Source organism: Candidatus Azobacteroides pseudotrichonymphae genomovar. CFP2 (assembly GCF_000010645.1).
GTDB lineage: Bacteria > Bacteroidota > Bacteroidia > Bacteroidales > Azobacteroidaceae > Azobacteroides > Azobacteroides pseudotrichonymphae.
The window spans coordinates 491906-507278 of sequence record NC_011565.1 but is presented as its reverse complement, the minus strand read 5'-3'; the positions used below and the strand labels follow the sequence as shown (position 1 = coordinate 507278).

General features: G+C 31.5%; 10 protein-coding genes and 1 tRNA gene. 8 read left to right on the top strand and 3 right to left on the bottom strand.

The annotated features are described in order from the left end of the window. Positions 1 to 10 precede the first annotated feature (10 nt). Both lepB and CFPG_RS02035 read left to right on the top strand, forming a co-directional pair. Positions 11 to 1429, top strand: a complete 1419-nt coding sequence (gene lepB / locus CFPG_RS02040) for a signal peptidase I (RefSeq protein ID WP_012573378.1) — start codon at positions 11 to 13, stop codon at positions 1427 to 1429. Next, complete coding sequence (locus tag CFPG_RS02035) at positions 1429 to 2052, top strand: WbqC family protein (RefSeq protein WP_012573377.1); 624 nt, start codon at positions 1429 to 1431, stop codon at positions 2050 to 2052. The genes lepB and CFPG_RS02035 overlap by 1 nt, the downstream gene beginning before the upstream one ends. 216 nt (positions 2053 to 2268) lie before the next feature. Here CFPG_RS02035 and CFPG_RS02030 read toward each other — a convergent pair. Then, a tRNA-Thr gene (locus CFPG_RS02030) sits at positions 2269 to 2344 on the bottom strand. A gap of 45 nt (positions 2345 to 2389) precedes the next feature. After that, positions 2390 to 3337, bottom strand: coding sequence for an AEC family transporter (locus CFPG_RS02025; RefSeq protein ID WP_012573376.1), 948 nt, complete (start codon positions 3335 to 3337; stop codon positions 2390 to 2392). Positions 3338 to 3860: 523 nt separating this feature from the next. Here CFPG_RS02025 and dnaE point away from each other — a divergent pair. Further along, entirely contained in the window at positions 3861 to 7550 is a 3690-nt protein-coding gene (dnaE, locus tag CFPG_RS02020) for a DNA polymerase III subunit alpha (RefSeq protein ID WP_012573375.1), read from the top strand. Positions 7551 to 7604: 54 nt separating this feature from the next. After that, positions 7605 to 7919, top strand: coding sequence for a thioredoxin (gene trxA, locus CFPG_RS02015; RefSeq protein ID WP_012573374.1), 315 nt, complete (start codon positions 7605 to 7607; stop codon positions 7917 to 7919). Between the two features lie 2244 nt (positions 7920 to 10163). Here the strand turns inward: trxA and CFPG_RS02010 are convergent. Further along, on the bottom strand, positions 10164 to 10394 hold the full coding sequence (locus CFPG_RS02010) for a hypothetical protein (RefSeq protein ID WP_265348042.1): 231 nt from the start codon (positions 10392 to 10394) through the stop codon (positions 10164 to 10166). Positions 10395 to 10610: 216 nt separating this feature from the next. On the opposite strand from CFPG_RS02010, the gene CFPG_RS02005 reads away from it, so the two are divergent. The 4 genes from CFPG_RS02005 (at position 10611) to era (ending at position 15364) form a co-directional block, all read left to right on the top strand. After that, on the top strand, positions 10611 to 11150 hold the full coding sequence (locus CFPG_RS02005; RefSeq protein WP_012573373.1) for a GNAT family N-acetyltransferase: 540 nt from the start codon (positions 10611 to 10613) through the stop codon (positions 11148 to 11150). 49 nt (positions 11151 to 11199) lie between these two features. Then, positions 11200 to 12402, top strand: a complete 1203-nt coding sequence (locus CFPG_RS02000) for an argininosuccinate synthase (protein WP_012573372.1) — start codon at positions 11200 to 11202, stop codon at positions 12400 to 12402. A 1113-nt stretch (positions 12403 to 13515) separates the two neighbouring features. Then, complete coding sequence (argC, locus tag CFPG_RS01995) at positions 13516 to 14472, top strand: N-acetyl-gamma-glutamyl-phosphate reductase (RefSeq protein WP_012573371.1); 957 nt, start codon at positions 13516 to 13518, stop codon at positions 14470 to 14472. Continuing rightward, positions 14462 to 15364 carry a GTPase Era gene (era, locus tag CFPG_RS01990; protein ID WP_012573370.1) on the top strand — a complete coding sequence of 301 codons (903 nt, stop codon included), beginning with the start codon at positions 14462 to 14464 and terminating at the stop codon, positions 15362 to 15364. Before argC ends, era begins: the two co-directional genes overlap by 11 nt. Positions 15365 to 15373: the final 9 nt, after the last annotated feature.

The following is a 15373-nucleotide window of genomic DNA, read 5'->3' as shown; positions in this document are numbered from 1 at the left end:
TAAGAAAGAGATGGATAGAATTAGAAAACAAATATCAGCGGTGTCCATTCTTCAATGGACGAGGTTTGCTATTGTTACAACTTTATATATATTGTTTACAATCTGGGATAATAATTACTGGCTTTTAATAGGATTGTTATTAATCTTTGATATTTATATTCTAAGAATAATTCCCTGGGGAATATGGAAGCGATCAAACAATAACATTTTAAGAAAAATAACAGAATGGATAGATGCTATTGTTTTTGCTTTAATAGCTGTTTATTTTGTACATGTTTTTATTTTTCAGCACTACGAAATTCCGACTTCTTCGTTGGAGAAGACACTTTTAGTAGGTGACTACTTATTTGTCAGTAAAATTGACTACGGACCAAGGATTCCGAATACACCCTTGGCCTTTCCTATGACTCATAACACTCTCCCTATTATTAATACCAAGTCTTATTCCAATTATCCTCATTGGAATTACAAACGATTAAGGGGTTTGGGCAAGGTAAAAAGGGGAGATATTGTTGTGTTTAACTTTCCTGCAGGAGATACAGTTGCGTCTAATTACCCAGACTACGACTATTACAATTTGGTCGATCAATTAGGGTGGGAACGTATAAATAAAGAAAAAAGTACATTTGGAAAAATTATTAGTCGTCCTGTAGATAGAAAAGAAAATTTCGTAAAACGTTGTATTGGTATGCCGGGGGATTCATTACAGATTATAAATAATATTGTTCAAATTAATGGGAAAGCTCTACCTACTCCCAAATATGCACAGTTTAATTATTTTATCGAAACCAAAAGTGGATTATTATCTGAAAAACAATTCAGAAAATTAGGGGTTAGCAAGGAGGACCAATTCCTTTGCAATAAATCTATCAATGCTTCGTTTGTATTTAAGTTTCTGGATATAAAACCAGATAAAAATGGTGATTTTAATCCGGTTTATCGTATCCCTTTAACCAGGGAAGCTTTAATTTTCTTGAAAAGAAGCGGTTGGGTAAAATCTATTCGTGTGGAACCAGAAAGTTTTGGAGGGAATACGTATCCGTATAAATACGATATGGGCTGGACAAGAGATAATTTTGGACCTATATGGATTCCCAAAAAAGGAGAGACTATTGTTCTGAATGAGAAAAATTTGGCTTTGTACAAGCGTTGTATCGTTAATTACGAGGGGAATACGCTTCGTCAAGACAATAATCAGAAAATTTTTATTAATGAGAAGAGAACGAATACGTATACTTTCAATTACGATTATTACTTTATGATGGGGGATAATCGTCACAATTCGTTGGATTCTCGGGCATGGGGATTTGTTCCTGAAGACCATATTGTTGGTAAGCCATTACTAATATTAATGTCTATAGATAAGGACCGTAACTGGTGTAGTGGGAAAATTCGTTGGAATCGTGTTTTTCGCCCTATAAAAGATTAATGAATGAAAAAACAGTTTTTTTATCCACAGCCTATTTAGCTCCTGTTGAATATTATGTGCAACTGGCTAATACAGAACGTATAGTTATTGAAAAACAGGATAATTATGTTAAACAAACCTATCGAAACCGGTGCATAATTGCCTCTACTAACGGTCCACAAGTACTGAGTATTCCCGTTGTAAAACCCATTTCACATAAATGTTTGACGCAGCATATTCGTATATCTGAATATGTTAATTGGCGACATCTGCATTGGAAGGCTATTGTTTCAGCTTATAATCCCACTCCCTTTTTCCAATATTACGAGGATATTTTTTTCCCTTTTTATGAAAGGAAACAGAAATTTTTATATGATTTCAATGAACAACTACGGGAATTGATTTGTTCATTATTGGATATCTCTCCCAATGTCTCTTATACCTCTGTCTATATAAAAGATACAGACACAAATGAATTGGATTTACGTGAAAAAATACACCCGAAAAAAACATCTTTTGTTAAGAATTTTAAATCTTATTATCAAGTATTCGAAAAAACGTATGGGTTTCAGCCTAATTTGAGTATTATAGATTTACTTTTTAATATGGGACCGGAAGCTTTGTTTATACTTAAAATTAAATAAAGAAAGAGCGATTTATAATTTTTTACCACAAAAATCAAACTAGTTTCAAAATTGTCGAGCTGTATATTGTATACAGTAGTAAAATGGATGGTTCGACATTATTCGCATGTATATTCTCTATATGGTAGTTGATTGAATCTAATAGCTGAGTATTTTGAGAGTGTTTATATAACGCAGTGATTTTTGGGATATTATAATTCCATTTATACCCGAACTTGGAGCCGCTAATGAGACTTGAACTCATGACCCACGCATTACGAATGCGTTGCTCTACCAACTGAGCTATAACGGCTTAGTTATTCTACAAAAGAAGGAGTAAAAAGTTAAATCACCCATTCTATAAACAGCCATAAATGCGTAAAAAGTAAATCAAAAGGAACACCGTAATACAGGAACAAGCCGTTGTCAGCACAACGATTTGTCCTGCCAAATCGTGATCGTTATTCATATTTTTTGCCATAATATAGCTTGCCATAGCTGTAGGTGTCGCAAAAAAACTTAATATTATAGCTAAATCCATCCCACTAAATCCCCAGGAAATACATAGAATTATTATACTGACAGGTATAACCACCAGACGAAAAGTAGTTGCTATAATGACTTTGATAATATTATTTTGAAAACTTTTGATTTTAAAATCTCCACCCATAATAAATAGTGCCAAAGGTGTAGCGAGTCCTGCTAATTGTTTAAGAGATACTTCAATGGCATATGGAAATTTCAATCGACTAATACCACCTAACACCCCTGCTATACTGCCAATTATCAGAGGATTTGTAGCGATATTTTGCATGATACTTTTAAATGTTACTTTGCATTTCTTATCTTCAGAGAAGATAGCCAATATAATTACCGCAGCTATATTGTATAGTGGTATTATTACACACATTAGCATTGAAACATCTCCTATCACTGCATCACCATACATTTCTGTAACTATCGGGAAGCCATAAATCAAAGCATTACTGCGATAAATGCCTTGAATCATACTTCCTCTTTGTCCATTTATTTTTACAAAAAAAGGTATTATTAATACAGAAAAAAGAATTGTACAAATCGTTCCACCAACTGTGATATACAGTAATCGCATATTAGAAAAATTTCCTTCATAGGAAAACATTATATCTCGAAACAACATTATAGGTAAGCAGAAATTGAATACAAATCGATTTAATTGATGCAAAAATTCTTCGCTAACAAATTTGAATCGTTTTGAAAAATAACCCACTGCCATTAGGATAAACAATGGTGCAACCACGTTGAAAGAAAAAACAAAACTTCCCACTTAAAAAAATATTACTTTGAATATTGCTTACCTATTAGGGTATACTTCTAGGGTATACTTCAATAAATTATTATCCTGAATACTCGACACTAAAAATACGGGCAGATTTAAGAAATCATTAAAAAAGCAACTATTTTATTAAATAATTGCTTTTTTACAGAATATCTTCCATTATTTTGATCGTTTTGATACAATCATTATTCTTGAATATATTTTAAACTCTGAATTATAAACTAATCTTTATAATTGAGCATATTTTTATCTTAAAAATTATCATAATTTTTTTCAAACTCAATTTCTATAATTAATTCTTTCTGCATGACTGCATGATTATTATTTTTTATTTTTAACTGTTACATAAATATTATTGCAGTTTTATCACTACAATAAACCCATATCTACTGAGACAAATTTACTCTAAAAAAAGCAATTAGCAAAGTAAATCTGCTAACCCATAAGGATTTATTAAAAAAAATTGCAACTTTATAATCTGATACTATGTATACCTCAATGCTTCCAGGCAATGATACCTTTTGTACATCTGCATGTTCACTCCTATTATTCACAATTAGATGGCATGTCTTCTATTACAGGACTGGTAGACAAAGCTTGTCATTATAGAATGAAGGCTCTTGCCCTTACTGATCATGGAAATATGTTTGGAATCAAAGAATTTTATGATTGTATCAAGAAAAAAAATAAGAATTTACATAAAGACCAAAAAATCAAACCTATCCTTGGTGTAGAGGCATATGTTGCACGCCGAACACGATTTGATAAATCAAAAAAAGTAGACTCAAATGGGTGGCATTTAATATTACTTGCCAAGAACAAACAAGGTTATAAAAATCTTTGCAAATTGGTTTCCATTTCTTGGATAGAAGGATTCTATTATCGCCCTCGTATTGACAAAGAATGTTTGGAACAATATAGTGAAGGGTTGATCGCGACTTCTGCTTGCCTTGGCGGAGAAATACCACAAAAAATATTAGAAAGAGAAAACACACAAGAAGCAGAACAAGCTATCCTCTGGTTTAAAAAAGTTTTTGAAAATGATTTTTACTTAGAGCTACAAAGACATCAAACCAACAAAGAGAATAGTGATCAAACTGTTTTTTTAAAACAAACGGTTGTCAATCAATCTTTATTAAAATTAGCAAAAACGACTGATACTAAAATTATTTGTACCAATGATGTTCATTTCATAGAAGAAGAACATGCAGAAGCCCATGATCGATTGATTTGTCTTGGAACGGGAAAATACTTAAACGACCCAAAACGGATGCGTTATACTAAACAAGAATGGTTTAAATCAATTGAAGAAATGAATGCTATTTTTTCTGATCTACCCGAATCCTTGGGGAACACAGTGGAAATTGCAGATAAAATAGAACCTTATAATATTGATTTAGAAACTGTTATGCCTATTTTTTCAATTCCCGAATCTTTTGCTACAGAAGAAACTTATTGTACAAAATACACGGAAGAAACATTGAGACAAGAATTCAACAAAGAAGATAAATCCAGATTTGACAAATTAGGTGGATACAATAAGGTAATCCGTATTAAACTGGAAGCAGATTATTTGAAAGAATTGACTTTACAAAAAGCTAAAAACCGTTATGGTAATCCTATTCCAAATGCAATTCTGGAACGTTTAGAATTCGAATTGGAAACTATGAAAACAATGGGATTTCCGGGATACTTCTTGATAGTTCAAGATTTTATTCAAGCAGCTCGTAATATGGGTGTCTCAGTAGGACCTGGAAGAGGTTCAGTAGCAGGTTCAGTAGTTGCTTATTGTTTAGAAATTACTGATATAGATCCTCTGAAATACGATTTGTTATTTGAACGCTTCTTAAACCCAGACCGCATTTCTATGCCAGATATTGATATCGATTTTGATGATGATGGACGTATGGATATTGTTCGTTGGGTGACTAAAAAATACGGAAAAGAAAAAGTAGCACATATTGTTACTTATGGAACAATGGCAACTAAATCCTCTATAAGAGATGTGGGAAGAGTACAAGGGCTATCTATGACTGAAACCGAGAAGTTAACTAAACTAATACCTGACCGTTTACCAGAAGATGAATCTGGACAAATACCTAAAATCAATATAAAGAATTGCATTAAATATATTTCCGAATTACGAGAAGTACGATATTCCAACAATAAAAATTTATCCGATACATTAAAATATGCAGAAATGTTAGAAGGAACGGTTCGACAAACAGGAATACATGCTTGTGGAATCATTATTGGTGCAGACGATTTAACCAATTTTTTACCTCTTGCTACCGTTAAAGAAAAAAGAACAAATGAAGACATATTAGTTACTCAATATGAAGGGTCAATGATTGAATCTATTGGTTTAATCAAAATGGATTTTTTGGGATTAAAAACGCTCTCTATCATTAAAAACACTATTGCGAATGTAAAAAGATCTAAAAATAAAACAATTGATATTAATCATATTCCAAATGATGATAAACTAACCTATGAACTATATAGCAGAGGTCAAACAATAGGCGTATTCCAATTCGAGTCATCTGGCATGCAAAAATATCTACGAGAATTGCGACCTACTCAATTTGAAGATTTAATTGCTATGAATGCACTCTACCGTCCGGGGCCAATGGCCTATATTCCTGATTTTATTAATAGGAAGCATGAGAAAAATAGTATCATTTATGATTTCCCCGAAATGGAATCTCGCCTGAAAGAAACATATGGTATTACTGTTTACCAAGAGCAAGTCATGCTTCTAAGCCGTGATCTAGCTGGATTTTCACGTGGACAATCTGACGAATTACGGAAAGCTATGGGCAAAAAATTAAAGAATAAAATGGAACAATTTCATGATAAGTTTATACAAGGTGCAACTAAAAATGGATTTGGTCCTAAAAAAAAATTAGAAAAAATATGGAATGATTGGACAAAATTTGCTGAGTATGCTTTTAATAAGTCTCATGCTACTTGTTATTCGTGGATTTCTTATCAAACAGCTTACTTAAAAGTTCATTACCCTGCAGAATTTTTGGCTGCCAACTTGACACATAATCGCGACAATATTGTCGAAATCACTAAATTCATAGACGAATGCCGTGCAATGGGGATTAGAGTATTAGGGCCTGATATAAACGAATCAGAATTGAATTTTACGGTAAATAAAGAAGGACATATTCGTTTTGGATTAGGCGGAATAAAAGGAGTAGGGAAAAATGCCGTTGAAACTATTGTAAAAGAACGCGAAGAGAATGGAGCTTTCAAAAATATCTTTGATTTTATAGAAAGAATAAATCTTACTGCTTGTAATAAGAAAAGTATTGAGTCATTAAGTCTCTCTGGGACTTTTGATAGTTTTATAGGAATAAAACGTGAACAATTTTTCGCCGAAAATTCAAATGGAGAAACTTTTATTGAAACACTTATTCGCTACGGAAACAAATTTCAATTGGATAAAAATTCTGATATCGGTTCTCTGTTTGGAAATTCCGACCCAATGGGAATTGCCAAACTAGAAATTCCTCTAAAAGATGAATGGAACAATATTGAACGTCTAAATAAGGAGAAGGATTTATTGGGGGTTTATGTTTCATCACATCCATTAGACGAATATTATCTTATACTAAAATATATATGTACTTTAAGAATAAATGATTTTGAAAAAGCTAAAATTACTCAATGTGGACAAGAATTAATATTGGGTGGAATGGTAACGAATTATAGAGAAGGACATACAAAAGCAGGAAGTTCTTTTGGCATTCTTAAATTAGAAGATTTTACAGGAAGCAGAGAAATTCCTTTATTTGGGAAAGATTACATTAAATACCGCAAATATGGTCATCCCAATGTGTTTTTGTATATAGTTGGGGCATTCATGCCTAACATTCAATTGTCTAAGAATGTAAGCTTTAAAATTAAAGCTATTCAACTTTTAAATGAAATAGTTGTACAAAAAATAACAATTTTATTACCTTTGCACCGTTTAAACGAAAAAGTCATAAGAGACCTAGAATCTGTGACGAAAAATAAACATGGTAATACCTCTTTATATTTCAACATAAGAGAAGGTTATGAATTGGAGGATAATAATGAAGAAAAACAAATATCTATTCTGTTAAAATCTGAAAATGGAAAATACTTTATAGATAAAAAATTCGTGCAATATTTGGAGGAAAACAAAATAAAATTTGAAATTAATTAAAATATGAAAGTTTTAATAAAAAAGATTATTTAGTTGATTTTTTACTTTAAAAGTATGGCAATACAAATTACAGACAACAACTTTAATGAATTACTGGCTTCAACCAAACCTTTGATAGTGGATTTTTGGGCGGAATGGTGTGCCCCTTGTCGAATGATTGCTCCCATTATAGAAGAACTTGCATCGGAGTATAAAGAGAGAGTTATTATCGGGAAAGTGAATGTGGATCAAAATGAAGAGTTATCTAGTAAATATAACATACGAAGCATTCCCACTCTTCTTTTTTTTAAAAATGGAGAATTAGTAGATAAACAAATCGGCGGAACTTCTAAAAATGATATAGAAGTCAAGATTAAAACTTTACTATGATCTTTATAAAGATTCCTTCTTTGAAGGATTATTCTTTGTGAAAAGGAGTGTAAATACGAAATTATTCGGCATAGCAAAAGGGGAAAAATAAAAGGCATTAAAGTAGAAATCTTACTCTCCCAGGCGACAGTTCAGCTACTCGTCGATACGGTTTCTTGGATGTTTTTGCTAACTAACCGTCCTTCTTCGGAGAGCAATTACATCCACTTGACATGGTCAGTGAAATGGGTGCACAATTCGGATTGAATTTCGGCTGAATAATGTTCAGTATTATAAGTACCTTTGAGGATATGCTGGACGCTCGTTCCTAGTTCTCAAACTTAATAAGCTCTACACCCTCAGTTGCTCTAATTAAAATACTCAAACATTGATCCTATCGGCTTGCCTATCCAGGCAAGCGTCATAGACGAATAGTCGTTTAGAACAATGATTCAAAATAAATTCTCCGATCCCCTTTTGTATCGTTGATGCGCTTGAGTAGAATTCCAATCATCTTAAAAACTCCAATAATCGATTAATTTTGAACGAATAAAAAATGTCGTGATTTTTTTCATATCGGCTGGACATCTATTTTTTTCTAAATTTTCTTCTATTTTATCTAAAGTCTGCATGGAATCTCCTCCGTGTCCTCTTTGCTACTAGTTAAAAAGAGGATACAGAGGAGGGGACAAAGTAATTTTTCATGTCACCATTAGAATTATTCCTGATGAGACAATATCCAAACTACTCCCTATACTATATATTCAGTTGGAGACAATCCTAGAAAACAGCATTGAATGAATTCAATATGAAAGGAATGCCTGCCTGTTTTCAGGCAGAGATATTTCATTTGTCGCATTTAACCCAAAACAATACTTTCACCTTCGGGACTCTTCCTGTAAGCTTCTTTCCTTTAAGAAAAGAGTCAGTAATTATTTATGCTATCATAAATAAGAGTTGTATAAAGGGTTATTATGAGCAATAATTGTAGGATATTATAGTTTAATAAAATGCTTGAGAAGGGAGAAATGAAACTATACTTGTCGCCATTCAATTGTCTCAATTTAGGACAAAAACAAGCTAAAGTTGTCCATAATACATTTTGGGGAAGGTGCATATTGACTGGATGGAGTCTATTCCAAGGATAGACTTCCTTAATAGGTTAACGGAAGACCTTTTCAAACTCAGATAGTGAAAGTATATCCCATTGCATTAAATATTAAAGAAGAAAAAGAGAACAGAATTGTTTCTTTTCTCTTTTAAACAAATTTCATAGTTTATAACCTATACTTTTATGAAAAAATGTCCCAGTTTATAAAAATAGTAGCTATTTTGAACATAGCAAATCTTATCTATTTATTGTAGTCTAAATTAGATTTTTCATAAGTCCAATTCAGTAAGTAATAAGACTTTGGTGGAATTAATGATATTCTCAATATCTATAAAGAAAAAAATAATCACCTCTGTATACATACTTATTTGTATCCATAGTTCATAAAAATTATCATATGATAATCCCCTCTTCTTTAACCTCTTTACAGAATTATCACTTACAATTTTTGTTCTCTGATCTAAATGCTTCCAACCGATAAGTTGTTTTTACTCTATTTCAGACAGTTTGAATAAAACTTAGTATTCACCTTTATTTATTTTCCATACCCCAAAACACGGATTAAACAAAGGTAGTAGTGGGATGGTATCAGGCATAGAATAATCAATAGAACCACCATTATAATAATTACTTTTCTGTATTCCATTCTTCCTGTATATACAAAGACAAAAAAATTCCACTAGGATAAATGAATACATATGTAAATAGATGTAATTACAACTTTTGCAACCATATCTGGACTGTTCTATTTCATTATCGTCAAAAAAATATTAAGATTGATACAAGCAAAGATTTTATTTTCAGTATTATATCCTAGATTGTAAGATTTAATACAAACAGAACTACCTGAATAATCAAAACCTTTACCAAGACTCAAATTAAAATCGATTTTAAATCAATTGAGATATCTTTTTGTTCAACTCTTGCCTATTATTCCCATTCTGGTAACCTAAATTGCTTTATATGAGAAATTTCCATGACTTGGATTAGAAGAAAAATCCACTTTTCAATAAAAGTGATAACATTTCCACTTATCCTTGAATCAGAGAAAAAAATTAATGTGCTTGAAATATCTGTCTGTCCCTCACTAAGAACAGGCATGACAGTCAATATAAATAATCAGAATAATACATATTCCCGTGTTTTCACACTCTCTATGCATAAGTTATATTTATATCGATAATAATTCGTCTATCACTATTACATAATACCCCAATGAGAGCTTTCATCCATCCTACAAAAGTTCCAATCCTGTAAACAGGTTCAATATAAATACTGAAGTACTGTTTTTTCTTTCTTTCTTTCTTTCTTTCTTTCTTTAGATTTTGCAATAAATGTTGATAAGAAATAAGTAATTCCGATATATAAATAAAAATAACTTTCAAAAAAGTATTCAAATTGACAAACTCTCGTATTAAAGTGAATATATATCTATTAAAGATGATTTAATTGCTGTATGAATTTACAATAGAATAAACTTTTGATCTACTCATTGTTATGAGTAGATCAAGTACAATTTTTATTGTGTTTATTTCCATTTATATCCCAAATTATTACTTTTTTTTTACTTTTGTCCTCTATAATTTTTGTCATCTCAATGAATGAATCGGGAAATCGAAATATTAATCGCTAATGAAAATCATATTAGATATGTTCCGACGATATTGAAAACCATTGAAGACGCGGCAAAAGTAAGAGGTACAGGTATTGCTAAACGTACTCTTGGATATCTGGAACAGAAAATAAGGGAAGGAAAAGCTGTTATTGCTTTTCTAAATGGTGAGTTTGCTGGCTTTTGTTACATAGAAAGTTGGGGGAATAAACAATATGTTGCTAATTCTGGACTAATCGTAATAGATAAATTTCGAGGACAAGGATTAGCAAAAAAAATCAAGGAAAAATCTTTTATACTATCAAAGGAAAAGTACCCTAAAGCCAAATTATTCGGGTTAACTTCTGGAGCAGCAGTAATGAAAATCAACACAGCTTTAGGTTATGTACCGGTAACTTTTGCTGAGCTAACAGATGATGAAGCATTTTGGAGAGGATGCCAAGGATGTGTAAATTACGACATCTTACAACGAACAAACCGCCGCTATTGTATTTGTACAGCTATGTTATATGACCCTCAAAAAGAGTAGTTGCTGAAACTATAAACAAAATCATAACAACAAAAATAATTAAGAAATAATGAAACGAAAAGTAGTTTTGGCATACAGTGGCGGTTTGGACACATCTTTTTGTGTCATGTACCTGTCTCAAGAGTTGGGTTATGAGGTGTATACTGCTTTAGCGAATACAGGAGGATTTACAGAAGAAGATTTGAAAAAAGTGGAAAAACGTGCATACAAATTGGGAGCAAAAAAGCATGTAAATCTTGATATTACTAAAGAATTCTACGAAAAAGGCATTAAATATATGATTTTTGGTAATGTACTTCGTGGTGCAACTTATCCTATATCAGTTAGTTCAGAGCGCATTTTTCAAGCTATTGCTATAATTAACTACACTAAAAAAATAAAAGCTGATTATGTAGCTCACGGAAGTACTGGAGCTGGGAATGACCAAGTTCGTTTCGATCTGACCTTTGATGTATTAGCACAAGGAATTAACATTATCACTCCAATAAGAGATATGGTACTTACTCGTGAATATGAAATCAATTACTTGAAACAGCATGGGTTTGAGGCTGATTTTATCAAAATGGAGTATTCCATAAATCAAGGTCTTTGGGGAACAAGTATTGGAGGGAAGGAAACATTAAGATCAGAACAAACTTTACCAGAAAATGCCTATCCATCTCAACTACAAAAACAAGGAGAAGAAATTTTAAAAATTTCTTATGAACATGGTGAAATATCAGCTGCTAATGGAAAAGAATATCAAGACAAAGTAAAAGCAATACAAGAAATAGAGTGCATAGCATCACGTTATGCTATTGGACGTGATATGCATGTTGGTGATACAATTATTGGGATTAAAGGACGTGTGGGATTTGAAGCAGCTGCCCCTTTAGTGATCATCAATGCACACAGAATGTTGGAAAAACATACTTTGACCAAATGGCAACAATATTGGAAGGATCAATTAGGGAATTGGTATGGAATGTTCTTACATGAAGCTCAATACCTTGAACCAGTAATGCGAGATATTGAATCTTTTCTGCAAAGCTCACAAAGAAATGTAACAGGAACAGTAATCATCCGCCTACGACCTTATCAATACACATTAATAGGTGTAGAAAGTGATTTTGATCTGATGAAAACAAATTTTGGTAAATATGGAGAAATCAATAAAGCTTGGACACCAGATGATATTAAAGGATTTACAAAAATAATGGCTATTCCAAGTAAGATATATCATATGATACAGGAAAAGAATAGAAAGAAGTGATTTTTAGTATTACTGGAATAATGATTTTGAAATACAGTTTTTTTACAGAGAAGCTCTCTAAGAGATATTTCTCATGGAGAATCTTTCTACAAAAGTTACCAAATAGGTACTCTACCTACCTATCCAAACATATAGAGATCTTCTTAAAGATAAAATCCAAAGCTTTAAAAAGAAGAAATTTTATGAATTGGGTAGCTTGCAAAAAGAATGATGTAAAAAAGCTCCTTTTCTTCTATTGTATATTGTATTGAAAAAGAATTTGGTTTATATACTACTATATAGTGTTTTCTATGAAAACTTGAACTTGCAAATCGAACAAAGGAAGCTATTTATTTGTACTACCGATTAAAACTGATCAACTCCCAGGAAACATAAAAATAACATGATTTTAGAGATAAATAAGTAGATATAATTTTGGCTCCATTCATGGGTAGTGGAACTACAGCAATAACTGATCTAAAAAGTAAAATGGAATTTGTGCGATATGATATTTCAAAGGGATTATGCAAACCTTGCAAATAAACGCGATATGATTGCTATTTAAGCAACAACGTTTGGACTTTGAAATAAAATAGAGTTCAAAAATGTATAAGGATATAAGTTTCTGAAAAAATGCAAATGTTAATGACATAATTGCTTTTTTGATATTACATCAATTTTATTCTCAAAAACTTGGGGTCATTACTTAATAATTTCAATTCCAATCTCTTAACTATTAAAAAAACAACGAAAAACCAATACAAGCAATCTTTGCAAATTATATAAACATAAGTAAAGAGTAAAATCCTTGAAAGTACCAGCAAAATTAATTTACTTGACAAATGAAAAATGCATATTTAAGCTGTGAAATAAAATTTATGGGACTGAAAAATATGAGACTTCTGGAAATATTTGATTCTTTTTCTTGGAAGAAGGAAACAATTTATGTATCTGATTCAACAGATTTTCAGATTTGATAAATAAATAAGCAAATAAGCTTAATGCTAAATGAATCGAATTAAAAAACGAAAATGAAATAAAGAGGTTTGAAACAATTCTATTAATAATAAATTTGAAGTTTGAGTAATCATTCAGATAATTTTTCTTTTAGAGTTAAAAAAATAACCGGATAATATGGTGAAAGTAGGAATAATCGGAGGAGGTGGGTATACTGCAGGTGAATTGATTCGTCTGTTAATAAATCATCCTAATGTAAATATAATATTTGTACATAGCTATAGTAATGCGAGGAATAAAATTATAGATATTCATACGGGTTTAATTGGAGAAATGGATTTAATATTTTCTGATTCATATGATCTGAATGAAATCGATGTGTTGTTTCTTTGTTCTGCACATGGAGACAGCAAAAAATTTATAGAAACTCATACAATTCACACTGAATTGAAAATCATAGATTTATCCATAGATTTTCGCCATAAGGAAAATGCAGGGGGGTTCGTTTATGGACTACCAGAATTGAACAAAGAAATTATCCGAAAAGCTCAATATATTGCTAACCCTGGCTGCTTTGCCACAGCAGTTCAATTAGCTTTATTACCTTTAGCAAAAAAAAATCTATTAAGAAGTGAGATTCACATAAACGCCATTACTGGATCAACTGGTGCAGGAGTAAGGCCAACAGCAAGTTCTCACTTCTCCTGGAGAAATAATAATATTTCAGTTTATAAAGCTTTTACCCATCAACACTTAAAGGAAATTACTGAATCCCTAAATTATGAACCATCTAGATTTAATTTCATTCCAGTGAGAGGCAATTTTTCTAGAGGCATTTTTGCGACAGTTTATACCGAAAGTAATTTAGATATTAAAGATGCTGTTCAAATCTATTCAAACTATTATGAGGATAGTGCTTTTACTTTCATTTCTGATAAGAATCCTGATCTGAAGCAGGTAATAAACACTAACAAATGTATTCTTCACTTAGAAAAGCATGGTAATAAATTATTTATTATCTCTATAATAGACAATTTATTAAAGGGAGCTTCTGGACAGGCAGTACAAAATTTCAATCTCATTTGTGGATTGAATGAAAAAACAGGACTATTCCTTAAAGCAAATGCATTCTGATATAGAAAATAAGCACAAATCTGGTTTCGTGAACATCGTAGGTAATCCTAATGTTGGAAAATCTACATTAATGAATACTCTAGTGGGAGGGAAATTATCTATTATTACTTCTAAGGCGCAAACCACTCGCCATCGAATCATAGGAATTGTTAACAAACCCAATGTACAAATTGTTTTCTCCGATACTCCAGGCATACTCCGACCCAACTACAAATTGCAAAAAAAAATGTTGAATTTTTCTGAATCAGCATTAGAAGATGCTGATATACTACTTTATGTATCTGATATTAAGAATCAGCTAGTTAAAACTGATTTTTTTCTAAAAAAAATGCAACAAACTAATTTGCCTATTCTTCTAATTCTTAATAAGATCGACCTTTTTAATCAGAAACAACTAGAACAAAAAGTAATAGAATATCATAAAATCCTTCCCAATGCAGAAATTATCCCAATATCAGCAATCAATCAATTTAACACCGATTATCTCCAAAAAAGAATTGAAAAATTACTTCCTGAATCTCCCCCTTACTTTGAAAAAAACACTATAACTGACCGTCCTGCTCGTTTTTTTTCAACCGAAATCATCCGCGAAAAGGTTCTCTTATATTATCAAAAAGAGATACCTTATTCAGTAGAAGTAACTATAGAACTTTTCAAAGAGCAAAAAGACCTTATCTGGATAAAAGCAATAATTATTACAGAAAGGGATTCTCAAAAAAAAATTATTATCGGAAAAGATGGTAAAGCACTAAAGAGAATTGGCTTTACAGCAAGAAAGGATATTGAAAAATTTTTTGATAAAAAGATATTTCTCGAAATGCATGTCAAAGTAGAAAAAAATTGGCGAAACAGAGATAATTTGCTAAAACGATATGGCTATAAATCAGAATAACTATAAGTG